23 protein-coding genes are annotated in these 24,084 nt (G+C 56.8%); 9 read left to right on the top strand and 14 right to left on the bottom strand.

The genetic code is table 11. The features are described from left to right. The first annotated feature begins 135 nt into the window (after positions 1-135). Positions 136-945 carry an HpcH/HpaI aldolase family protein gene (locus tag ACR0J7_RS07865; protein WP_480913774.1) on the top strand — a complete coding sequence of 270 codons (810 nt, stop codon included), beginning with the start codon at positions 136-138 and terminating at the stop codon, positions 943-945. On the opposite strand, the gene ACR0J7_RS07860 is transcribed toward ACR0J7_RS07865, so the two are convergent. Then, positions 912-2,054, bottom strand: coding sequence for a DUF3095 domain-containing protein (locus ACR0J7_RS07860; protein WP_480913772.1), 1,143 nt, complete (start codon positions 2,052-2,054; stop codon positions 912-914). The genes ACR0J7_RS07865 and ACR0J7_RS07860 overlap by 34 nt on opposite strands. A gap of 141 nt (positions 2,055-2,195) precedes the next feature. Here ACR0J7_RS07860 and ACR0J7_RS07855 point away from each other — a divergent pair, with 141 nt between their 5' ends. From ACR0J7_RS07855 to ACR0J7_RS07835, 5 genes are all read left to right on the top strand, one after another. Continuing rightward, positions 2,196-3,368, top strand: coding sequence for an MFS transporter (locus ACR0J7_RS07855; RefSeq protein ID WP_480898312.1), 1,173 nt, complete (start codon positions 2,196-2,198; stop codon positions 3,366-3,368). Between the two features lie 21 nt (positions 3,369-3,389). After that, on the top strand, positions 3,390-4,421 hold the full coding sequence (locus ACR0J7_RS07850) for a glycosyltransferase family 4 protein (RefSeq protein ID WP_480898310.1): 1,032 nt from the start codon (positions 3,390-3,392) through the stop codon (positions 4,419-4,421). A 103-nt stretch (positions 4,422-4,524) separates the two neighbouring features. Next, complete coding sequence (locus ACR0J7_RS07845; protein WP_480913771.1) at positions 4,525-5,547, top strand: aspartate-semialdehyde dehydrogenase; 1,023 nt, start codon at positions 4,525-4,527, stop codon at positions 5,545-5,547. Positions 5,548-5,760: 213 nt separating this feature from the next. After that, complete coding sequence (locus ACR0J7_RS07840) at positions 5,761-6,702, top strand: class I SAM-dependent methyltransferase (protein ID WP_480482420.1); 942 nt, start codon at positions 5,761-5,763, stop codon at positions 6,700-6,702. A 346-nt stretch (positions 6,703-7,048) separates the two neighbouring features. Beyond that, a complete protein-coding gene (locus ACR0J7_RS07835) occupies positions 7,049-7,966 on the top strand; it encodes an endonuclease/exonuclease/phosphatase family protein (protein ID WP_480538326.1) in 918 nt (305 codons plus the stop codon). A 63-nt stretch (positions 7,967-8,029) separates the two neighbouring features. Here the strand turns inward: ACR0J7_RS07835 and ACR0J7_RS07830 are convergent, their stop codons facing one another. Further along, positions 8,030-8,566 (bottom strand): SRPBCC family protein, encoded by a 537-nt coding sequence (locus ACR0J7_RS07830; protein ID WP_480506899.1) that lies wholly within the window; start codon positions 8,564-8,566, stop codon positions 8,030-8,032. Between the two features lie 97 nt (positions 8,567-8,663). Continuing rightward, complete coding sequence (locus ACR0J7_RS07825; RefSeq protein WP_209506947.1) at positions 8,664-9,314, bottom strand: carbonic anhydrase; 651 nt, start codon at positions 9,312-9,314, stop codon at positions 8,664-8,666. Between the two features lie 144 nt (positions 9,315-9,458). On the opposite strand from ACR0J7_RS07825, the gene ACR0J7_RS07820 reads away from it, so the two are divergent. From ACR0J7_RS07820 to ACR0J7_RS07810, 3 genes are all read left to right on the top strand, one after another. Beyond that, a complete protein-coding gene (locus ACR0J7_RS07820; RefSeq protein ID WP_267363938.1) occupies positions 9,459-9,848 on the top strand; it encodes a hypothetical protein in 390 nt (129 codons plus the stop codon). A gap of 63 nt (positions 9,849-9,911) precedes the next feature. After that, on the top strand, positions 9,912-11,294 hold the full coding sequence (locus ACR0J7_RS07815; RefSeq protein ID WP_480913769.1) for a leucyl aminopeptidase family protein: 1,383 nt from the start codon (positions 9,912-9,914) through the stop codon (positions 11,292-11,294). Beyond that, positions 11,291-12,028 (top strand): C40 family peptidase, encoded by a 738-nt coding sequence (locus ACR0J7_RS07810; RefSeq protein WP_480913767.1) that lies wholly within the window; start codon positions 11,291-11,293, stop codon positions 12,026-12,028. The genes ACR0J7_RS07815 and ACR0J7_RS07810 overlap by 4 nt, the downstream gene beginning before the upstream one ends. Here the strand turns inward: ACR0J7_RS07810 and ACR0J7_RS07805 are convergent. The 11 genes from ACR0J7_RS07805 to ACR0J7_RS07755 form a co-directional block, all read right to left on the bottom strand. Then, on the bottom strand, positions 12,025-12,375 hold the full coding sequence (locus ACR0J7_RS07805; protein ID WP_209598949.1) for a DUF2794 domain-containing protein: 351 nt from the start codon (positions 12,373-12,375) through the stop codon (positions 12,025-12,027). The genes ACR0J7_RS07810 and ACR0J7_RS07805 overlap by 4 nt on opposite strands. 73 nt (positions 12,376-12,448) lie before the next feature. Continuing rightward, a complete protein-coding gene (locus ACR0J7_RS07800) occupies positions 12,449-14,113 on the bottom strand; it encodes an ABC transporter permease (protein ID WP_480913766.1) in 1,665 nt (554 codons plus the stop codon). Positions 14,114-14,235: 122 nt separating this feature from the next. After that, the gene (locus ACR0J7_RS07795) at positions 14,236-15,453 is read right to left on the bottom strand and encodes a phenylacetate--CoA ligase family protein (protein ID WP_480913764.1); all 1,218 of its coding nucleotides are present in this window, start codon (positions 15,451-15,453) and stop codon (positions 14,236-14,238) included. Between the two features lie 19 nt (positions 15,454-15,472). After that, positions 15,473-16,306: an ABC transporter ATP-binding protein gene (locus ACR0J7_RS07790; protein ID WP_480474334.1), complete on the bottom strand. Its 834-nt coding sequence runs from the start codon at positions 16,304-16,306 to the stop codon at positions 15,473-15,475. A gap of 111 nt (positions 16,307-16,417) precedes the next feature. Next, complete coding sequence (locus ACR0J7_RS07785; protein ID WP_480474335.1) at positions 16,418-17,701, bottom strand: ABC transporter substrate-binding protein; 1,284 nt, start codon at positions 17,699-17,701, stop codon at positions 16,418-16,420. A gap of 74 nt (positions 17,702-17,775) precedes the next feature. Beyond that, complete coding sequence (locus tag ACR0J7_RS07780) at positions 17,776-18,852, bottom strand: branched-chain amino acid ABC transporter permease (protein WP_480482437.1); 1,077 nt, start codon at positions 18,850-18,852, stop codon at positions 17,776-17,778. A 3-nt stretch (positions 18,853-18,855) separates the two neighbouring features. Continuing rightward, positions 18,856-19,113: a hypothetical protein gene (locus ACR0J7_RS07775; protein ID WP_209506939.1), complete on the bottom strand. Its 258-nt coding sequence runs from the start codon at positions 19,111-19,113 to the stop codon at positions 18,856-18,858. Positions 19,114-19,116: 3 nt separating this feature from the next. Then, positions 19,117-20,103, bottom strand: a complete 987-nt coding sequence (locus tag ACR0J7_RS07770) for a branched-chain amino acid ABC transporter permease (RefSeq protein WP_267363929.1) — start codon at positions 20,101-20,103, stop codon at positions 19,117-19,119. Positions 20,104-20,132: 29 nt separating this feature from the next. Continuing rightward, positions 20,133-20,948, bottom strand: a complete 816-nt coding sequence (locus tag ACR0J7_RS07765) for an ABC transporter ATP-binding protein (RefSeq protein ID WP_480913763.1) — start codon at positions 20,946-20,948, stop codon at positions 20,133-20,135. A gap of 99 nt (positions 20,949-21,047) precedes the next feature. Then, entirely contained in the window at positions 21,048-21,779 is a 732-nt protein-coding gene (locus ACR0J7_RS07760; protein WP_480773069.1) for a hypothetical protein, read from the bottom strand. A gap of 234 nt (positions 21,780-22,013) precedes the next feature. After that, a complete protein-coding gene (locus ACR0J7_RS07755; RefSeq protein ID WP_480773068.1) occupies positions 22,014-24,005 on the bottom strand; it encodes an AMP-binding protein in 1,992 nt (663 codons plus the stop codon). Positions 24,006-24,084 lie beyond the last annotated feature (79 nt).

Genomic DNA, 24,084 nt, shown 5'->3' with positions numbered 1-24,084 from the left:
GCAGCGCCCACTCCCGTATACGCACGTTATGCGGGCCGATTTCAGGCTGGACAATTAGGAACGACCGTTGATGATGCGACCGAGGTCCATTTCATGTCCTTCTCACCTGCTCCGGCTCAAATATGAGGTTTCAGCATGTCAGCCCCAAAGAATATGTTCAAACAGGCTCTAATAAAGGGTGAACAGCAGATTGGTTGCTGGATGAGCTTTGCTGAATCCGTCACCGCCGAGATCATGGGAACCGCGGGTTTCGATTGGCTGGTGATCGATGGTGAACATGCGCCAAATGATATCCGCTCGATCCGGGATCAACTGACAGCTTTGGCCAGCAGCGCATCTCATCCCGTTGTGCGGGTCCCTGTTGGAGAGACCTGGCTGATCAAGATGGTTCTGGATGCCGGTGCCCAAACAGTACTGGTTCCGGTCGTTGAAAGCGCCGCGCAGGCGCAGGATCTGGTCCGTGCCTGCCGTTATCCGCCGGACGGGGTGCGGGGTGTTGGTGCAGCGGCATCGCGCGCCACGATGTATGGGTCTACGAGTGACTATATCCAGACCGCAGATCAGGAAATCTGCCTGTTGTTGCAGGTGGAAACCCGCGCCGGAGTGGCCGCGTTGGATGACATTCTTCAAGTCGAAGGTGTGGATGGCGTTTTCATCGGTCCCGCTGATCTGTCAACCGACATGGGGTACAAGGGCAACAGCGCCGCACCCGAGGTGCGTGCGGTCATCGCGGACGCCCTGGCCCGGATCAAGGCCGCAGGCAAAGCGCCGGGCATCCTTGCCACCAATGACGAAGCGCGTCAGGCCTATCTGGACATGGGCGCCCAATTTCTGGCGGTCGGCATTGATGTGATGCTGCTGGCACAGGCGGCACGCGCGCTGGCCGCGCAAATGGAAACCTTCTTAGACACTCAAGTGCGCATGGCCGCAGCGGCCTGCGCATAGCCGCCCGAGGCTCCATCAACAAAATGCACATGGTCATCCCGGGTGGCCGAGGGGACGATACATGTCATCATCGCCTCGTCCTGTGCGTGCAAACCGTATCTGATTTTCCCCCGGCGACGCGCCTCTTCAAGCAGGTGTTCGATTTGGCGCAATGTGTCCGGATCGCAGTCGAGCGTCATTTTCAACCCGTCATCAAACTTTCTGTAATCGGCATTGCTGCTGACCATATGTCTGTAATGGTCCGGCTCAAAGCGTCCCATCCGCAGGCCAGTTTTGAACAATACCGCGATCAACAGGTTCTGAACCAGCAGGACGACTTTGTGCAAAATCACATGACGCCCGTTGCGCGACACATGTGCGTCAATGTCAAGGCCGGGCGGAGGCCATGTCATGGGCGGACCCTTTTCCGACACCGGATGGCCTGCGCGCTCAAGCGCTTCCGACGCGGACAAGACGGATTGCGCAAGATCGGCAAAGTCCCGTTCGGTTGCTGACGGTGTGGGCTGTACGACCAGTGAAACGATCTGACCGTGACGGGCCGGGCTGTTGGACCACCTGCAAGACAGGCCCGTCAGATCCGGCTGTGCACCTGGCCCTGCGGGTGTGACCATGTTTTGCCCGGCTTTCATCCCGGCCTCGGCCCAGGCCAGACCACCGCCGGAAAACATAGCGTAATCCACTCCGGTAGAGGGTGCATAGCGCGCAACGCGCAGATCCTTACCCGCTTTGCGAATATCAGCCACCGACACCAGCGCCGCCCGTAATGGCATGGAGAACTCTTCATCCGCCCAGCGCCGCAAATCCGCCAGCGTAGTCCGGGCGGTTTCAGCTTTTCCGGGTGGAACAGCAAACCCAGCCCCATCGCCGCCAAAGACGTATGGAAACAGCGCGCCGTCCATTGCATTGATCATGGCCGAAATTACCGCAGCGCCCACAGTATTGACGGTCTTGTACCGGCCCCGCGCGATTTCGCCTGTTGAATCGACAATGTCAGCAACACCCAGAACCCAATCATCGGGCAGTTTTGAAAACTGTGCGGGGTCTGCCAGGCGGGTAAAATCGCGCTGCAAGGGAAGGTTTTCGTAAAATGTGAACTGGAGGTCTTTCATGCTCCCCCTCGGAATCAATGTTTTGACCAAAGATAGCCGGAAGGCGAGCCATGTCCTGACTTTGAAACATAATACACAGGCTTGTGCGTTGCATCACGGCGTGCCAAGCATTTTCCTCGGACGAGCAGGAAAGGGCTGAAGATGCAGGCCGGTTTGGTGGTTTTATGCCTGGGCTATGTGCTCAGCCAATTTTTCCGCGCTTTCCTTGCGGTTCTCAGCCTAGATCTGGAACGTGACATAAGTGCCATGCCCGAAGATTTGGCCTTTGCTTCCGGTCTTTGGTTTATCGTATTCGCCGTCATGCAGATCCCGGTCGGATGGGCGCTGGACAGGATTGGCCCACGCCTCACGTCCGCCGCTCTGCTTCTGGTGGGCGGGGCAGGTGGAGCGGCGGTTTTTGCAGCCGCAACAACGCCCCTGCACATCAGCATAGCCATGGGCCTGATCGGTGTCGGGTGCTCTCCGGTCCTAATGGCCTCCTACTATATCTTTGCGCGTGAATACCCCCCGGCGCGGTTTGCCACATTGGCCGCCGTGATGTTGGGCGCAGGGTCCGTTGGAAATCTGGTGGCTTCTTATCCAACCGCGCTTGCCGTGGAATGGATGGGGTGGCGCGCAACGATGGTCGGGCTGGCCACAGTGTCCGCCGCAATCGCATTGGGCCTGTGGCTGACAGTTCACGACCCGGCGAAGGTCGAAACAGAACACAAGGGATCGCTGCTGGATCTGCTGAAGGAGCCTGCCCTGTGGCTGATCCTGCCCCTGATGCTGGTTGCCTACGCCCCCTCTGCTGCGCTGCGAGGGCTTTGGGCCGGGCCTTACCTGAACGACGTCTTTGGCTTAAGTGCCACTCAGATCGGCACTGCAACGCTGATCATGGGTGCGGCTATGATTGCGGGCACTTTTGTTTACGGACCGCTGGACCGCGTTTTTGGTACCCGGAAATGGGTGGTTTTCGCTGGCAACGCACTGGGCGCAGCTGCGTTGGGCTTGCTCTGCCTGTGGATCGAGGATGCAACATGGCTGTCTGTCCTGCTGATGGCCGTAATCGGCTTTACCGGTGCCAGCTTTCCGGTCATCATGGCTCATGGCCGTGCCTTCGTGCCTCCGCATCTGGTGGGGCGTGGTGTGACATTGCTGAATCTTTTCGGCATCGGCGGCGTTGGCATTGCTCAATTCGTCACCGGACGTATTCACGCAGCCACCGTGCAAGACGGATCAGCGGCACCCTACACCGCAATATTCGGGTTTTTTGCGGTCACCCTTGCCATTGGTTGCGTGATCTATCTATTCAGCCGCGATAGTGTGGATTGACGCAGCCATCAGGAGAGCCTGTTGAAAGACCCCATTGTCATAGCCCCAAATCTAAAACGCAGACTTTCGGGCGTAACGGCTACCATAGCAAGGCTGGTTCCGCTGCAAGCGCAATGGATCGATATCGCCGCCACTGGCCCGGGTCTGCCCGCCGACACCCCGCACATCCCGCTTGGTCGACTGCCTTTCCTGTCGCGTCGTAAATGGCGGGTCTGGCACGCGCGCCGCAACACCGAGATGTTGCTGGGCCTCATCCTGCGCGATGTGTTCCGGTTGAAACTCAAAATGCTGTTCACAAGCGCGTCCCAAAGGCCGCACACAGGCTATACCAAATGGCTGATCGGAAAGATGGATGCGGTCGTTGCAACCTCGCGCAAAACCGCAGGGTATCTTGAGCGAGACTCGCAGGTGGTGATGCATGGCATCAACCTAGAAGACTTCGTTCCGCCTTCAGACAAGGCCGCCGTCCGTGCTCGGCTGGGGCTGCCGGATGGGGTACTGTTAGGGTGTTACGGCCGCATTCGACACCAAAAAGGCACTGATGCCTTTGTCGACGCCATGATTGACGTGTGCGGGCGGTTCGACACAGTGTCAGGCATCGTCATGGGCCGGGCAACCGAGAAACACACCGCATTTCTGGCCGAACTGAAGGATAAGGTCGCAAAGGCTGGCTTGTCGGATCGCATCCTTTTCAAGCCCGAGGTGACCGTAGATCAGATTGCTGAATGGTATCAGGTTCTGGACCTGTTTGTTGCGCCACAAAGGTGGGAGGGGTTTGGTTTGACCCCTCTTGAAGCAATGGCCTGCGCTGTTCCGGTTGTAGCCACAGATGTCGGTGCGTTCTCCGAGATCATAACTGATCCATCCTTTGGAAAGGTGGTGGCCCCCGATGATGTTCCCGCCTTGGTCGAGGCGATTGCCCAGATGTTGAAATGCAATGATTCCCTGTCACAAGCGGGTCAGGCATCCCGCACCCATGTCGAGCAGAATTTTGACATTCAGGGCGAAGCAAAGACGCTGGTTGCGCTATATGAACGACTTTTGAACGATTGAACCGCTTGAATTCAGCATCAGTCGTTGAAAACCCCGCTGATAGCCCTTTTTTCTTCGCCGCAACGCGGCTATGAACGCGCGTCCTTAACTTTGGAGACATGAAATGGGCTATCGCGTCGTAGTCGTCGGCGCCACGGGCAACGTGGGCCGCGAAATGCTGAACATTCTGGCTGAACGCCAGTTCCCGGTTGATGAACTTGCCGCCCTGGCAAGCCGTCGCTCGCTGGGTACCGAAGTAAGCTTTGGCGACAAGACCCTTACGACCAAAGATCTGGACACGTTCGATTTCACCGGCTGGGACATGGCGCTGTTTGCCGTGGGTTCCGAGGCGACCAAAGTCTACGCTCCAAAGGCGGCGGCCGCGGGTTGCGTGGTGATCGATAACTCGTCGCTCTATCGCTATGACCCGGAGATTCCGCTGATCGTGCCGGAATGTAACCCGCAAGCGATTCACGACTACAAGAACAAGAACATCATCGCCAACCCCAACTGCTCTACCGCGCAGATGGTTGTCGCGCTGAAACCGCTGCATGACCGCGCCAGGATCAAGCGCGTTGTCGTGTCGACCTATCAGTCGGTCTCGGGCGCCGGTAAGGAAGGCATGGACGAGCTTTGGGATCAGACCAAGGCCGTCTACAACCCCACCACCGAGGTTGAGCCGAAGAAGTTCCAAAAACAGATCGCCTTCAACGTCATTCCGCAGATCGACGTCTTCATGGAAGACGGCTCGACCAAGGAAGAGTGGAAGATGGTTGTCGAGACCAAGAAGATCGTCGATCCGTCGATCAAGGTCACAGCCACCTGCGTCCGCGTTCCGGTCTTTGTTGGCCACTCCGAGGCCGTGAATATCGAGTTCGAGGAATTCTTGGACGAAGACGAAGCTCGCGACATCCTGCGCGAAGCACCAGGCATCATGGTGATCGACAAGCGCGAGGCCGGTGGCTACGTCTCGCCCATCGAATGCGCGGGCGATTTCGCGACCTTCATCAGCCGTATTCGTCAGGATTCGACCATCGAAAACGGCCTGAACCTGTGGTGTGTCTCGGACAACCTGCGCAAGGGCGCGGCTCTGAACGCAGTGCAAATCGCCGAACTGCTGGGCCGTGAGGTCCTGAAAAAGGGCTGACAATCCAGCCTTTGCAAAAACTAAAAAAGAAACCCGCTGTTTGATCAGCGGGTTTCTTTTTAGAAAGCCAAACTTGCGGAACAAGACTGGCTTTGTGCATCAAGCATTTGGAATGTTGATAATATATTCAAACTACAATATTCAACTTTTCTGATCCGATAAAGCGTTGGACTTACTAAAACACTATCTCGGTTAATTAAATGGTGAACCGCCGTGGCTCGAGCCTTTTTCGATAAGCTAGAAGCAATCTTACGTCCAACTCCCAAAATCCGTATCGAAAATTTCGAGCGCGACCCAAAAGTAAGCTACGTCTCATCTAATAGCCCATTGAGCCAAGGCCCGTTAGGTTCAGAAATCGCTCGAACAGGACGCCTAAACTCGAATGAGTTTGCCGCCTGCATTGAAGAACTCAATCTTCCTCATACTCACCATCGCAAGTATTGGGAGCTGGCTTTCATTTTACAAGCTTTGCGCGAACGCGACCTACTCCAGCCCGGAATCAAGGGCTTGGGTTTCGCAGTTGGTAAGGAAAGAATCCCTGCCTACCTCGCAGCGAAGGGCTGCGAAGTTCTAGCGAGTGATCTGGCTGACAACAACAAGGGTAATGAAGGTTGGGAGACAACTGGCCAATGGAGCGCATCAGTCGAAGATTTACTTTTCTCTGAGATCTGCTCAAAGGAATTATTTAAGAAGAGCGTCAAATTTCGCCCCATTGATATGAACGATATTCCCAGCGATATCTCAGGGTACGACTTTACCTGGTCCACGTGTTCTTTCGAGCACTGCGGTTCTCTCGAACTCGGAGTTCGTTTTTTGGAGAAACAGATGGACTGCCTGCGTCCCGGTGGGGTCGCTGTGCATACAACGGAATTCAACCTATCATCAAACACCCGGACGTCAAAAGGCGGAAAGACCGCAATCTATCGCCTACGTGACATTGAAGATGCTGTGAAACGCCTTCAATCCAAAGGACACAAAGTGGAGCCGTTGGATATTCGCTTAGGCGACGATCCACTTGATTTAACCGTGGACAGGCGCAAAGGGGATCCAAGACAGTACTCTGGCACCAAGCACATGCGATTGCTGATGAAGGGGTACGTTACAACTTCTATAGGCTTGATAATCACTAAGTCTACAAAGCCAGTGCTGCGTTAGTTTAAGAAACGCGCAATGAAATTGTGTTGAATAGACCCGAGAATTTTCGGCACCTCGGGTGGCAACCGTTAATCAGAAAGCAAGGACGACAAAACCTTGCATCTGGGCTCGAAGCGGACCTCCGGTAACTTACACAGACCCACTTTCATCACCCGTTCCTCTCTAGTGGAACCTTTAGGCTCATCAGTCCGAACGAAATGTTCAAATACCGGTCCTGAATTCGGAACATTCCCCCGACCAGTTGACAAATTCAGGCGTGCTTGCCAGCTAAGCACGGATCTGAACGCAACGGATGAGACAGAGCAGACAACAGGTGGTGCCCTGCACAGGGCATCAGAGGCAGAGCATGGGAAATTCGGCCAAACGCAGAATTGGAAGATACCTGATCACAGGATGTACAGGCATTCTGGTTGGGCTTATCCTCATCGGGTTTACCGGACAATTCCTGGCGGTCGGAGATTCCTTTGCGCTTTTCCGCCCGCAAGCTGGCGTTCTGCTTTTGCCGTGTGCCGCGATCCTGCTGTATATGCGCGCCAGATACCTTGCTTTGGTCACCCTGGCCTTTGCCGCTGTTGCTGTGGGATCAATCGCAACCAGTTTCGCCGCCCCGCCCAAGGACTGCGACGGTCCGTGTCTGACCCTGTATCAAAAGAACCTCATGAGCCGGGCGTGGCCCCGGTATTCGCTGGCCGACGACATCATTGCATCCGATGCTCAGATCGTGACGTTGCAGGAAGTCTCGAGTCACAACCGCGAATACATGAGCAACCTGTTCGAGCATTACCCCGAAAAGGTGATCTGTGAGTTTCGTCCCGAACAAAACGTTGCCATCCTGACAACTTTGCCGATTGTCGAAGGGTCCGGGTTTTGCCTGAAAGGTCATGGTCTTGTCGGAATACAAGTCGAAGCCCCGGACGGGTCTTTGGTCTGGATCGTATCGATCCACCTGAACTGGCCTTTTCCTTATGACCAATCAACCCAAAGCCGGATCATTGCGGAACGCATTGCGGATCTGGATGGCCCGGTTCTGATAGCCGGGGATTTCAACATGGTTCCTTGGGGTGCAAGCGTCCGGCGGATAGCGGCGGCAGCAGACAACCAGAGTTTTGGGGCCGTCCTGAACACTCATGATCTTGGCAGCTGGCACCTACCGTTGCCAATCGACAACCTTTTGTTCCCGAAGGGAACAACCGGAACAGTCGAACTGCGTCCGTTCATGGGATCCGACCATTTCGGCAAATTCGCGCGGTTTCGTTTGGATTGATCCGCGAGGTCTCCGCCGCCTTGGTGGGCATACCAGAACGTATGTCGCGATCCCAAGAAGGGTCTAGGTGTTATTTTCGATCAGCACTTTCAGATTATTCAACCCCCGCTCGTAATCGCCGCCAACCCATTTATCCATCATCACCCCCATCCAGCGGGACATGGGGTTGAGCCCCAGATCGGATTCGAACCCCCAAGTCACATTGGTTGAGTCACCATCGGGTTTCAGAGTGAACGAAGCCGACGCCGTGCCCATCTGCCCAAAGTCCAGATCTGTTTTGACCAGTTGATTTTCCACGCTTTCGACGATTTCCTGCGACCCCGTACCGACCTGTGCGTGATCCGAGCTCCAGTTCAACTTGTTACCGACACCTTCCTCGGGGCCACTGTAGCTTAGTTTCGTCTCCGGATCGCGTGACAGCCAGGGTGACCATTTCTCGGTCGCTTGCATGGAATTCACAAACGGAAAGATCACTGCAGCCGGGGCGTCGATGGTGATGCTGCGGGACACTTCCGCCTTGCCGGGCAACACGTATGAGACGGCGACGAACAGAAAAACAAGAAGGCACAGCCCTGCGAGAATTCGTTTAAGTATCTTCATAGCAAGCTCCAAAATCAAACGTCATGTGTGGAGCATACGAAAAAACGGCCCGGAATCAGAGCCGTATTCCGCATCATTTATTTGCTATGAACTGTCGTCAGACCGGAACGAATTTCTTCTGTATGGGGTCGAAACTCTCTAACCCGCCAGCACCTATATCGGTCCACAACCCGTGCAGGCTCAGAGTGCCTTTTTCGACCGCTGACGAGATGAACGGGAACGTCATCAGGTTTTCAAGCGACGCGACAACCGATTGGCGTTCCAGCTGTCGGGCTTGTTCGAGGCTGTCTTCGATATCAGCGACAAGTTCGAATTTTGGCTTCAGAATGTCCATCCAGCGGCCGACAAAGCTTTCTTTTGCATCCAGTTGCGGCGCCTGACCCTTGCACATGTCGATACAGCCCTGAACGCCACCGCATTGCGAATGGCCAAGAACCATCAGATGCGCAACCTTGAGAGAAGTGACGGCGTACTCGATTGCTGCGCTGGTACCGTGATGATCGCCGTCCGGCGCATAGGGTGGCACCAGATTGGCGATATTGCGGTGGATAAAGAAATCGCCCTGATCCGCACCGAACATCGAGGTCACATGGACCCGGCTGTCGCAGCAAGAAATCACCATCGCCCGGGGCCGCTGCCCTTCATCTGCCAGCCGCTTGAACCAGACCTGGTTTTCCGAATACGTGGTCGCTTTCCAGCCGTGATACCGCGTGACCAGATAGCTCGGCAAAGGTTTGGCAAATTCCATTACGGTGTCCCCGTTCTTGTCGCTGACCGATCCTCTAAACCGAATTCTAGGAAAATTCGAGCAATTATCCGATTTCTCTGCAAGGTTTTGCAAAGGAATTTGTCACCAGTATCAAACCTGCGCCGTGGGGGCGTCAGAATTAGGGTGAATGTGGTGGAAAAAATAATCACGCTTGAGCACAAGGAATCCGTCCGTCTGGATTCGGATCAACTAAGTGGCCTTTACCGTCAACTGGGCGACAAGAACGCGCTGGATGTGCTGTGCCGCACCATCGAAGAACTGGCAGTGCGCCTGTCGAACTGCGAACGCTTTTGGCGTCAGCGCGAATGGGCCGAACTGCGCAAATGCGCAAGGTCGCTGGTCGCGATTTCCGAACAGGTCGGGATGACGGTTCTGGCCAGGGTTGCAGGGGACGTGGCGCAGGCCGTCGATGCCGGTGACGCGGTAGCAGCGGGCGCGACCCTGGGACGTCTGATCCGCGTTGGTGAGCGGTCGTTGACAGCCGTCTGGGACCAACAGGACCTTTCCGTCTGACAGGGGTTGCGGGCAGATTATGCGCGGCTAGTCTGTGCACAGAAACAATCTGCCGAGGCGCCCATGACTCTGTCCTTCGCCCCATCCTCTGACCCTTCCGTACCGCTTCATGTGATCGCGCAGCCGGATTTGGACGGCTGGCTTCTGGATCAGCCTGAGCGCGTGCAGTCCTGGGTCGCAGCAAACGGGTTTTCCGGCGCACTGGGGCAGGCCCTGCTTGTGCCGGCAACGAACGGCTCAATTGAATTCGCGCTGGCTGGTTACGGAACCGAAGAAAAACGTGCGCGCAAACGGTTCCCCCTTGCCGCAGCGGCCATGGCGCTGCCGGAAGGCACCTACGGCATTGCTTCGGGCATTCCTGCGGATCTTTTGGAGATGGAGTGTCTTGGCTGGCTGATGACTGGCTATGTCTTCGATCGATACGCGACCCAGACCGGAGGGTCAGCGGCATTGATTGCACCTGATGGCATCAACGCCGCCCGTATCGAGGCCATGGCAAATGCCGAAGCTCTGACGCGCGATCTGGTCAACACGCCCACTTCGGACATGGGACCGGATCAGTTGCAGCAAGCGGTCGAGGTTCTGGCGAATGAGTTCGGCGCGTCTTGCAAGGTGATCACTGGCCATGCGCTGCTGGATCAGAATTTTCCCATGATTCACACGGTGGGACGGGCCGCGGCGCAGGCCCCCCGGCTGATCGAGCTGACCTGGGGCACCAGTGGCCCCAGACTGACACTAGTGGGCAAAGGTGTTTGTTTCGATACCGGCGGGCTGAATTTGAAACCGGGCGCTTCCATGGGCCTGATGAAAAAAGACATGGGCGGCGCGGCCAATGTGCTGGGACTGGCCCGGATGATCATGGCGCTGGACCTTCCCCTGCAATTGCGGGTTCTGATCCCGGCCGTTGAAAACGCAGTATCAGGCAATGCCTTCCGCCCCGGTGATATCCTGACCTCACGCAAGGGCCTGACCGTTGAAATCAACAACACCGACGCGGAAGGGCGTCTGGTTCTGGCTGATGTGCTGACTTTGGCGGATGAGGGGAATCCCGATCTGGTGATCTCGATGGCGACGCTGACCGGTGCGGCGCGCGTGGCCGTGGGCCCTGATCTGGCACCGTTTTACACCGACGACGAAAGCTGCGCGATGGCCTTGGCACAAGCGGCCAAAACGTCTGCCGATCCGGTCTGGAGAATGCCGTTTCACACACCCTACGAGGCGATGATCGAACCCGGCATTGCCGATCTGGACAATGCCCCCTCGGGCGGGTTTGCCGGGTCTATCACCGCCGCGCTGTTTCTGCGCCGGTTCGTAGGGTCCACCCGCTATATCCATTTTGACATCTACGCGTGGCAACCCAGTAATGAACCCGGCCGCACAAAAGGTGGTCTGGGTCAGGGAACACGCGCAGTGCTGTCGGCCTTACCGGAGGTATTGGGGTTATGACCAAGCACCGCATATCCAAACCGGTCGTCGACCTGTTGCGTGTCCCTGACGGGCCGCGTGACCGGCAATTGCTGCTGGGGGACACGGTTCACGTCGCAGAAAACAACGGCGGGTGGAGCAGGATCGTCGCGGAAAAAGACGGATATGCTGGTTGGCTGGAAACAGACCACCTGTCCGAGGATATGCCTGCGACTCATTGGATCAATGCGCCAGCAACACATGCCTACGCGGCCCGCGATATCAAAAGCTGCGATCTCGTGTCTCTGAGTTTCGGAAGTAAAATCCATGCGACTGCCGAAACGGATCGGTTTGTGCAGACCGAGTTGGGTTTTGTCCCAAAGGTTCACACGGCCCCAATTGCAGAAAAACCGCGTGATCCGGTTGCCGTGGCCGAGCTGTTCCTGGGCACGCCCTATCTGTGGGGCGGCAACAGCCGGTTCGGTATCGATTGTTCAGGGCTTGTTCAGGCCGCGCTGCTGGCCTGTGGTATTCCGTGCCCCGGCGACAGCGGCGATCAGGAACAAGCCTTGGGCGCTGTCCTGTCAGCTGAATCACCTGCGCAGCGCGGGGATTTACTGTTCTGGAAAGGGCACGTGGCCTGGGTTTCGGACGACAACATGATTTTACATGCGAACGCCAGCCATATGGCGGTTGTGTACGAGCCAATGGACCGGGCGATTCAGCGCATTCAGGATCAGGGCGACGGGCCTGTTACAGCGCGAAAAAGGCTCTAATCCGGGTTTACGGCCCGGATGAGCTTGCGTTCCAGCACCCGCAGTACCGCGCGCAGATCATGGCCGCGTTTCAGGATGCGGCCATCCATACCTATGACTGAGTACATCCCCTGCCGGGACTTCAGGCGCGGGTGCTTTTCGACGCGGTAGATCGGGTGCTCAGCGGTGCGACGGAAGATCGAGAACACTGCCATATCGCGCAGGTTTGAGATACCATAGTCTCGCCACTCTCCAGCGGCGACCATCCGTCCATAAACGGACAGGATTTGCGACATCTCATGCCGGTCAAAGGCCACGGGCATCTGCGCTGCGTTTGCCGAAAACCGGTTGGGAGGCTGCATGTTCATACCGCCAGCCTTGCCGGAAATCATGTTTGAATCAAGCCTGATGCGCTGTTGCCCGGCTTTTACAACACAAGTGTTACCGCCGACCAACCTGACGGCAGATCAGGATTACCGGCAGCAAGCCGACCGCCAGAATGACCAGCGACGGCACGGCGGCGCCCTCAAGCCTCTCATCCGAGGCAAGCCTGTACGCCTGTACAGCCAGTGTGTCGAAGTTGAACGGGCGCATGATCAGGGTGGCAGGCAATTCCTTCATCACGTCCACAAAGACGATCAACAGCGCGGTCAGCAGCGACGGCGTCAAAATGGGCAGGTGAACGCGCCGCAACGTTCCCAGCGGGGTTTGCCCCAACGACCGGGCCGCGGCATCCATATTGGCATGAACCGTGCTTTGACCCCCCTCATATGCGCTGAGCGCGGCGGCAAGGAATCGCACCATATAAGCGGCGACCAGCAACCAGATCGAACCTGTCACCAACAACCCAGTCGATACATCGAAGGTCTGCCGCATCCAGGCATCCAACGCGTTGTCAAAGCTGGCGAAAGGTACAATCAAGCCGACTGCAATGACGCCACCGGGCACGGCATATCCCAGCCGCGCCAAATAGGCCGTCGCAGACGACGCGCGCCCGGGTCTCAGACGTTGAAAGAACCCGACACAGATCGCCGCAAAGACAGTGACAACCGCAGCCGTGCCGGCAAGGATCAGCGAGTTCTGGATGAAACCGATATAGCGCCGCGACAGCAGGTTCTGTTCCGATTCCAAACCCATCTCGACCAGTATGATAACGGGCAGCAGAAACCCGAAAATAACGGGTATCGTACATAACAAGAATGCCGCGACGGCGCGAAGACCGGTCAGGTGTTCCGCCGGTTGGGCAGCATGTTTCTTTCCGGCCTGATAGTATTTTGCCTTACCGCGCTGGGTGCGTTCGGCCACAGCCATGATCAGTGCAAAGACAAGCAGGCACCAGGCCAGCTGCGCCGCCGCCGCACGGTCGGCCATTGAAAACCAGCTGGTGTAAATCCCGGTCGCAAAGGTCTGCACACCGAAATAAGACACGGTTCCGAAATCGGCGATGGTTTCCATGATGGCCAGTAGCACACCACCGGCAATTGCCGGGCGCGCCATCGGCAGCGAGACGCGCCGAAACGCCAGCCATGGATTGTTGCCCAGCGCCCGAGCAGCCAGAAACGCCGAAGCACTTTGTTGCAGGAACGCAGCCCGCGCCAGCAGGTAGACATAAGGGTACAGCACCAGAATCAGCATCACCGCAGCGCCCCCGGTCGAACGGATTTCAGGGAACCAATAGTCGCGCGGCCCCCAACCCGTTACATCCCGCAAAGTGCTTTGAACGATACCCGGATGATCCAGAATAAAGGTGTACGCATAAGCAAGCACATATGCCGGAAAAGCCAAGGGCAAGACCAGCGCGATCTCAAGGATCCTGACACCGGGAAAGCGGGTCATCGTCACCAGCCAGGCAGCGCCCGTGCCGATACTGAACGTACCCGCCGCGACCAGCACCACAAGGATCAGGGTCGTCACAGTATAGCTGGGCAGCACCGTTTCCAGCAGGTGCGAGATCGTATCTGTCCCGCCCGTCACTGCCGCCAGAACCACGGCCACCATGGGCAACAGGCATGCGGCAGCCACAAGATAGGCAACTGCGGCCAACAGCCGTGTGCCGCGTACACCGCGATTGCGTGATCCGTTTTCTGAATAGTCGATCTGGGCCATTATCCCGGCTTTTGATTGGCAAAGGCTTAGGGTACGCCTTTAATCGACCAAAATGCTCGGAAACACCAGTGCGTCGGTCAACAAATCTGCGGCACAAACTGCCGCAGACCTGTTATTCACCACTATTCGTAGACGCGCTGATCCTCGATCACCAACCCGTCTTTGGGCAGCGAGCCGGGGGCCACGACTTCGATTGCGCCTTTCAGTTTCAGCACTTCGGCCACCGATCTGGCATATGCCGTATCATCCCCGCCTGTGCTTTCGATCTGGACAGTCATCGAATCCATCTCGCCCTGACGGGTGGCGATGACACGAGCCTTGACGATTTCCTCATGCTTGTCGACCAAAGCGGCAACCTGTTCCGGACGCACGAACATACCTTTGATCTTGGTCGTCTGATCTGCACGCCCCATCCAACCTTTGATCCGGGTGTTCGTGCGACCGCAGGGGGAAATCCCCGGCATCACGGCGGAAAGGTCGCCCGTCGCAAAGCGGATCAGCGGGTAATCGGGGTTGAGAGAGGTCACCACGACCTCACCCACCTCACCCGGTGCCACCGGAGTTCCGGTTCCAGGTGTCACAATCTCGACAATCACGTGCTCGTCGATGATCATCCCGTCGATCGCGGCGCTTTCATAAGCAATATTGCCCAGATCCGCTGTCGCGTAACATTGCAGGCACGAGATACCCCGGTCAGCATATTCCTGTCGCAGAGACGGGAACAAGGCCCCACCGCCAACGGCGGCTTTCGAGAAATGCAGTGAAACGCCCATCTCGTCGGCTTTGTCCAGAATGACCTTCAGGTAATCCGGCGTGCCTGCATAGGCCGTACAGCCAACGTCGCGGGCGGCAGTCACCTGCAACTCGGTTTGTCCGGTTCCTGCGGGCAGAACAGCCGCGCCGACAGCCCGTGCGCCATTTTCAAAGATCATACCGGCTGGGGTTAGGTGATACCCAAAACAGTTCTGGACAATGTCCCCTGCGCCAACACCCGCGGCATTCAGGAAACGGCCCATGCGCCACCAGTCGTGATCAGTGCTGCCCGGCTCATAGATCGGTCCCGGCGACTGGAACACATGATGGAAATGCCGCGCCGGTTTCACTGTAAATCCACCAAACGGGGGGCGTTTGGCCTGTGCTCTGGTCAGATCCGATTTCCGCAGAACCGGCAATGTCGGCAAATCTTCAACTGATTTTATCTTATTAGTGTCTAATTCTGACAGATGCGACGCAAATCCAGGGGCCGACATCGCGCGTTTGATCTGCTCCACTAGTGCCCTGGCCTGGTCCGAGGCGCGTTCGTCTGCCGAGCGTGTTTCGAGTGCGTCGAAATAGGTCATAGCCATATCCTCCATCCGCTCACAGCCACCTTTTGCGACGACGATAGGACCGCACATCGCGAAAGCTTTTGCGGCCTTCGTCGGACATGCCCAGGTAAAACTCTTTCACATCCGGGTTTTCGCGCAGGTCGGCTGCCGGGCCATCCATCACGACACGCCCGGATTCAAGAATGTAACCGTAATGTGCAAAGCGCAGGGCGACGTTGGTGTTCTGCTCTGCCAGCAGAAAGGACACGCCCTCTTTTTCGTTGAGGTCCTTCACGATACTGAAAATCTCTTCGACCAGCTGCGGAGCAAGACCCATTGAGGGTTCGTCCAGCAAAATCGTCTCGGGCCGCGACATCAACGCCCGCCCCATGGCAACCATTTGCTGTTCCCCACCCGATGTATAGCCTGCCTGCGACCGGCGACGTTCCTTGAGCCGGGGGAAATATGCGTAAACCATCTCAAGATCCCGCTGGACCGCAGCCGCCCCGTCCTTGCGGGTGTAGGCACCGGTCAGCAAGTTTTCCTCGACGGTCAGGTGCTCGAAACAGTGGCGGCCTTCCATCACCTGAATGACACCCTTTTCAACCAGATCGGCCGGATCGCTTTCATGCACGTTCTGGCCGCGATACTTGATCGAACCTTTGGTGACTTCTCCGCGTTCGGAATGCAGCAGGTTCGAAACGGCCTTGAGCGTGGTTGTCTTGCCCGCGCCATTGCCGCCCAGCAGTGCTGTGATGCCGCCCTTTGGAACGTTCAGGCTGACGCCTTTCAACACGAGGATCACGTGGTTGTAGATCACCTCGATATTATTGACCTCAAGCAGGGTTTCCGCCTGCACGTCAGTGGTTTGTGCCGCATCCAGCATCAGCGCGTTTCCTCATGCCTGCCCGTTCCGGGGCTGTTCGTGAGGAGCGGCAGGCGACCCGCCGCTCCGGTTGTCTGAACGCCTCGGATCACATCCGTGGCGCAACATGCCTTACTCGCAACGTGGCGAGATGCTGTTTTCGGTTGCGTAGGCACCGGAATCTTCATCGATCAACGCGCCGATAACTTCGGCATCTGTCGGTTTGAAGTCCTGTACCGGGTTCCAGGCGCCAGTCGCCGCATCCCACTGAACAACACCGACAAGGCCTGGGCCGCCGTGATTTTCGCAGGAAACCGAGAATTCAGGGCCGAACCCGGACATGCCAAGAGCTTCCATCTTGGCGTTGGTCATTTCCAATGCTTCCATGCCATCGCGCATCATCGATGCGTCGATATCAGCGGTTCCGTGCATCGCCTGCGCCGTTTTCACAGCCTCGGCTGCCAGCATGGCGGCATAAAGACCACGGTTGTACTGAACTGTACCCAGCTGATCGCCGGCACCTGCAGCCTTGCCCGAGTCAACGACGTACTTTTTCAGGTCGTCATAGACAGGATAGTCCATGCCAAGGCCAGTAAAGGTCAGCGCCTTGTAACCGGTCGCTTTTTCGCCAGCAGGCTGAACATCGAATTCCGCGCCAGACCACCAGACACCGATGAAGTTTTCCATCGGGAAACGGATGTTGGCCGCTTCCTGAACCGCAACCTGGTTCATTACGCCCCAGCCCCACATGATGACATAGTCAGGCTTTTCGCGGCGAATTTGCAGCCATTGCGACTTCTGCTCCTGGCCCGGGTGATCAACCGGCAGCAAGGACAGCTCATACCCATGCTTTTCAGCCAGAGTTTCCAGCGTCCGGATCGGTTCCTTGCCGTAAGCAGAGTTGTGATAGACCAGCGCAATCTTCTTGCCGCTCAGGTCACCGCCATTTTCATCCAGCAGATAGTTGATCGCACCGGACGCACCGTTCCAATAGTTGGCCGGATAGTTGAACACGTGGCTGAATACTTTGCCGTTCGCAGCCGAGGTCCGGCCATACCCCATCGTGTGCAGCGGAATGCCGTCTGCGGTCACTTTGGGGATCAGCTGATAGGTGATACCGGTCGACAGCGGCTGATACACCAGCGCGCCTTCACCTTTGGTGGATTCATAGCATTCCACGCCTTTTTCGGTGTTATACCCGGTTTCGCATTCGATCACGTTTGCTGGTACACCGCCAATGCCACCGTCCCGCTCGTTCAGAAGCGTGAAATAGTCGGCGTAACCGTCCGCGAATGGAATACCACCGGCCGCATAGGGCCCGGTTCGATAGCTGAGCGACGGGAACACAAGATCCGCCATCGCGGGTCCTGCCGCCATCAGGGCGCTCAGCGCCACGGTTGCCAGTTTCTTGTTCATCGGGTGTCTCCTCCCTTGATTGATCCGATATTGAGTTCGGGCTTGATCACCCGTCTTTATGATTGGGCCAGCCCTCAATGCGGGAACGGCCAGAGTCTGAGTTTCTCTTTCGCCACGCGCCACAACTGTGCCAGACCGTGGGGTTCCAGGATCAGGAACATGATGATCAGCGCGCCCACGATCACCAGCTGAAGATGGGCAACGATATCGGTCGGCCAACCCAGAAGATCGACGCCAACCAGTTTGAGCAGAACCGGCAGAAGCACGAGGAAGGCCGCCCCGGCAAAAGACCCGAAAATCGAGCCTAATCCGCCGATAATCACCATAAACAGCACCAGGAATGACTTCTGAATGCCGAATGCTTCGCCCACCTCGACCGCGCCGAGATAGACGGCAAAGAACAAGGCCCCTGCGATGCCCACAAAGAACGAGCTGACAGCGAAAGCGCTTATCTTGGCTTTCAACGGGTTCACCCCGATGATTTCGGCGGCGATATCCATGTCGCGGATCGCCATCCATGTCCGCCCGGTCGTGCCGCGGGTCAGGTTGCGCGCAATAATCGCGCTGAAGGTCAGGAAGATCAGGCAGAACAGGTAGGTCGCCCAGGCCGGGGCGTTCGGGCCCGAGATGATGATGCCGAACACGTCACGCTCGGGCGCGTTGATCTGACCCGAGGCCGAGTAGTTGTAAAACCACGGCACCCGGTTGAAGAGCCAGACCAGAAAGAACTGTGCCGCAAGCGTGGCCACCGCCAGATAGAACCCCTTGATCCGCAGGGAAGGCAGGCCGAACAAGACGCCTACAATCGCTGTGATACCACCAGCCAACAGGACATGAATGAACATGCTGACATCTGGAAATGCGGTCATCAACTTGTAGCAGGCATAAGCACCCACCGCCATGAAACCGCCTGTACCAAGGCTGACCTGCCCGCAATAGCCCACGAGTATGTTCAATCCGATCGCCGCGATGGCATAGATCAGAAAGGGCAGCAGCAGGGCGTTTGCCCAATAGTCGTTGATGATGAACGGAATGATCCCGAACGCCACCGCCAGAACGACATAGTACCGGTACCGGTCGAACTTGATCGGGAAAGTCTGGCTGTCATCCACGTAGGAGGTTTTGAAATCTCCGGCCTCACGATAGAACATCTGTTACTTTCCCCATTCTTCCTGCGCCCGGTTTCGGGTCGCGGCGTCCAGCTGGCTGGACCCTTTGGCATATCCGCTCGCCTCAGAGGCGCGCACCAGTTTCAGGTAGGCCAGAACACCCATGATCAGACCGGCAAAGGCCAGGATCGCGGCAATCGTCAACTGGCTGTCAGTCAGGTCATTCGAGGTCAGCGCGATATAGCCAAAGGCCCAGAACCCCGCCCATGCGATTACGTTGATGATGGCGATCAGCTTGGTCATGCGTTACACCCTCTCGATGATCTTCTCGCCGAACAGACCCTGCGGTCTAAACACCAGGAAGATCAGCGCCAGCACATAGGCGAACCAGTTCTCGGTCGCACCGCCGACCAGCGGGCCAACCGAGAATTCGAACAGCTTCTCGCCCACACCGATGATCAGTCCGCCGACGATGGCACCGGGGATCGAAGTGAACCCGCCCAGCATCAACACCGGCAGCGCCTTGAGTGCGATCAGCGACAGCGAGAACTGCACGCCCGATTTGGTGCCCCACATGATCCCCGCGACCAGCGCCACGAACCCGGCCACCGACCAGACCATGACCCAGATGAAGTTGAGCGAGATCCCGACCGAAAGTGCCGCCTGATGGTCATCTGCCACAGCACGCATGGCCCGGCCCTGTTTTGTGTACTGGCTGAAGGCCACCAGCGCCGCCACCAGAAGCGCCGCAATTACGGTTGCCACGATGTCGAGGTTGTCGATGAAGAAGCCATAGCCGAAGATGTTAAAGGTGACCTCGTCGATCCACAGGTTGATGCCCTGCGGCAGACCCACATCCAGCGTCTTGATCTCGGATCCCCACATCAGGTCGGCCACACCTTCAAGGAAATAGGCCAGACCGATCGTGGCCATGAACAGGATGATCGGCTCCTGCCCAACCAGATGTCGCATGACAAAGCGCTGCACACACCAGGCCAGCAGAACCATCACACCCATTGTCAGGATGATCGCCAGCAGGGCGGGGATGTTCCAGCCGAAGTTATAGACATGAGTGCCGAAGGTCGCGTTGATCAAATGCGCGAAAGGCACCTGCCCGTTCATGATCCCGACCAGTGTCATCGCCGCAAACAGGGCCATAACCCCTTGCGCGTAATTGAAAATCCCGGATGCCTTGTAGATCAGCACAAAGCCCAGCGCGACCAGCGCATAAAGCACCCCGGCCATCAGACCGTTAAGGATGACCTCCGTGGCAAAGATTAACTGCTCAGGCATATGTGCCTCCCCGGATATCTGCTTTGGTCTCAGTCATGGCTGACCCCCAGATAGGCGTCGATGACTTCCTGATTGTTGCGCACCTCGTCGGGTGTACCGTCACCAATCTTCTTGCCGTAATCCATCACGACCACGCGGTCGCTCAGGTCCATCACCACGCCCATATCGTGTTCGATCAGGGCGATGGTGGTGCCGAATTCGTCATTCACGTCGAGGATAAAGCGGCTCATGTCCTCTTTCTCTTCGACATTCATGCCCGCCATCGGTTCATCCAGCAGCAAGAGCTTTGGCTCTGCTGCCAGTGCGCGAGCCAGTTCGACGCGTTTTTTCAGGCCATAAGGCAAGCGCGCAACGGGCGTCTTGCGGATGTGCTGGATTTCAAGGAAATCGATGATCTTCTCGACCGCCTCACGGTTTTCAACCTCTTCCGCCTCGGCCTTTCCCTTCCACCACGCCTGCTGGAGGATGTTGGTCTGCATGAAGTTCAAGCGCCCGGTCATGACGTTGTCCAAAACACTCATCCCCTCGAACAGGGCGATGTTCTGGAACGTCCGCGCGATTCCCTGCTGCGCCACCTCAAAGGGGCGCATGGGCGGGCGTTTTGATCCGTGGAACCAGACCTCGCCCTCCTGCGGGACATAGAACCCCGAGATAACGTTCAGCATCGACGATTTCCCGGCCCCGTTCGGCCCGATGATGGCGCGAATCTCACCCTCGCGAATATCGAACGAGATATCCTTGATGGCCACGACGCCGCCAAAGCGCAGGGTGATGTTCTTCATCTCCATCACCACGCCGCCGATCTTGCGACCGTCTTCGGTGACATATCCTATGGAGTCCTTCATTACCCTATCCTCCGATCGCTACTGCTCGGATTACGTAGAAACAATCCCGAGAAAATCTCAGGCCGCCGGGGAAAGTGGACCTTTCGCAGGTCGAGAAAACTACTTCGTGATCTGTGGCAAGCGATGCACCGGTATCTTCCCTGAACCGAACGAGGGGCGGTCGCACTTTCCGATACCGGATTCGGCCAAATGAAACACAGCCTTGGGATTGAGTATTGTCACCCAGCCATCGAACTCTATTCTCATTGCACAGCCCCGACGCGACCCGAAGTTGGTTTGAACGGCGTGCCGAAAATCTTCCTTTTTCCGAGTTCCAGCAACAGGAATTTCGACAGAATTCGCACCGAACCGTTCTTCGTCCCACCATATATTGTAGAGATTTGTTAGTTTTTTGACCACATCTGCGTTTATTGACACCTGAGGGTTGGTTAGTACTGTGCAGCCTCGCCTCAACTGCTCGACCGTCTGTCCGCCGAAAACTTCTTCCCTCACGACGAATGCCTGGTCCTTTGAATACCACAGACGACGGGAGCCTCGGACATCGTAATCGAGTTCGGTGTCTGAATTTGACGTGAGCCCGACATTGTTGAACTGAGATGATGTCGCGATGCTCTTCCAGCAACGCCGGATCAGGTCTTCCCAGACCAAATAGTATTCTGGAAGAGCTCCGATAACTTCCGAAGTTTGGCTGTTGCGTAAGATCAGCGTAGGAGCGTTTTCGCCCTCCGAATTGAACGATAACTGAACGTTCCGCGCGTTGAGTTTCGCAATTTGTGCGGCGCCAGTGCCCGGGGCAACCGATGCCTCGCTTTCCTCTGCTTTGCTTACCACTAATTCTCTGCTTGAATTCGCAGTGGGTGGCCGAGATGTGACTCCGAAGCTCAATAGCCCCAGAGAACTCACAATCATCAGTAGGCCAATGATCAAAATCACACGGGGAAGCACTTTGACAAAAACCTCTTAAGAATTTCTCTCTTAAGACAGTAACTTCAAGCAAACTACCGCGAAAGGCGAGTGGGGAATTCAAGACTATCGGCGGGGATATTAAGTTCCGACTACGCATTATCATTCCGCTGCCACCTTGTGCTGCGCACCCGGTACAACCGGCGCATCCACGATTTTCAGCGTCGCGCTGATCGATCCCTTGCGCCCATCTTCATAGGTCACTTCGGTCGTGGTCGACACGCTTTCGGACCCGTCATAAAGCGCCGCAATGATGTCGTGGAACTTCTCTTCGACAAACCCACGCCGCACTTTCCGGGTGCGCGTCATCTCACCATCATCAGCGTCCAGTTCTTTGTGCAGAACGACAAAGCGATGCACCTGGCAACCGGACAGCATTTCATCAGCTGCTACCGATTTGTTGACCTCTTCCACATGCGCCCTGATCGTCTCTAACACACGCGGATGGCCTGCCAGTTCCTGATAGGAGGCGTAAGCCACGTTGTTGCGTTCCGCCCAGTTGCCGACCGCTGTCAGGTCGATATTGATGAAGGCCACGCAGCGATCCTTGCCGTTTCCGAACAGAACGACCTCGAGAATATCGGGATAGAATTTCAGTTTATTCTCGACATATTTCGGCGCAAACATGGACCCGTCGGCCATTTTGCCCACGTCCTTGGCGCGGTCGATGATCCGCAGATGGCCGCTGCTTTCCTCGATGAACCCGGCATCACCCGTTGCCACCCAGCCTTCGGCATCTTTGGTCGATGCCGTGGAATCCGGGTTGTTGTAATATTCGACAAACACGCCGGGCGAGCGGTAATGGATCTCGCCCTTGTCGTCGATCCTGATCTCGACATCCGGCGCGGGCACGCCAACCGTGTCGGCCCGAACCTCGCCATCCGGCTGTACGGTGATGAACACGGTTGCTTCGGTCTGGCCATAAAGCTGTTTCAGGTTGATGCCCAAAGATCTATAGAAATCAAAGATTTCCGGTCCGATCGCTTCACCCGCTGTATAGCCAACCCGGAACCGGCCATAACCCAGCGTATCCTTGAGCGGCCCGTAGACCAACAGGTTACCCAGCGCGTATTTCATCCGGTCGCCAAAGCCGACGGGTTTGCCATCCAGCAACTTGCCACCCACTTTTTTGGCATGCGCCATGAAGTGATGGAACATGCGCTGCTTCAGCTTGCTCGCATCCTCCATCCGGATCATCACATTGGTTAGCTGGCTTTCAAACACGCGTGGTGGGGCGAAGAAATAGGTCGGCCCGATTTCGCGCAGGTCGGTCATCATCGTGTCGGCGCTTTCCGGGCAGTTCACGCAGAACCCGCACCAATAGGCCTGACCGATGGAAAAGATGAAATCCCCGACCCATGCCATTGGAAGATAGGAAAGGATATCTTCATCGCGGGTCAAATGGTCGAAGATCGCTGAATTCTTGGCGCTTTCGATCACGTTGCGGTTCGACAGAACCACCCCCTTGGGCTTGCCCGTTGTGCCCGAGGTATAAAGCATGACGCAGGTGTCGTTATAGGTGATCTCAGAGATGCGCTTGTCCAGCTCTGCATCAAACCGCTGATGTCCTGCCTGACCTTCGGCCATGAGGTCTTCCAGCGCGTTCATCTGGCTGTGGTCGTATTTCCGCATCCCCCGCTTGTCGGTATAGAGGATGTGCTTGATCTGGTGCACTTTTTCCTGAATCTCGATGACCTTGTCGACCTGTTCCTGATCACCGCAGACGACATATTTCGCGCCGCAATGCTCCATCACATAGGTCATCTCTTCGGCGACTGCGTCCTGATACAGAGGCACCGGAACTGCACCGACCATCTGTGCTGCGACCATGGTCCAGTAATGTGCTGGCCGGTTGCGTCCGATCACGGCAATGTGGTCACCGCGCTCAACGCCAATTTCAAGAAATCCAAGGGCGAGCGCGCGAATTTCCTTGGCCGCTTCAGCCCAGGTCCAGCATTGCCAGATCCCAAATTCTTTTTCCCGATAGGCCGGGGCATCCCCGAACTGGGTCGCGTTGCGGTGTAGAAGCGCCGGAAGGGAGTGCAACCCTTCGGCGCCCGACTGCGTCTGAGCCAATCTTTTTCTCCTCCCCATCCGGCCTCCTCAAAGCCGGAAATGGCGGATCCGGGAAAGCCCCCGGATGCCAGTGCCCCGATTTGGGACACCCGCACGA

Source organism: Ruegeria sp. O4 (assembly GCF_056535125.1).
Note: the sequence above shows the minus strand (reverse complement) of the source record. Positions and strands in the feature narration are given on the sequence as shown.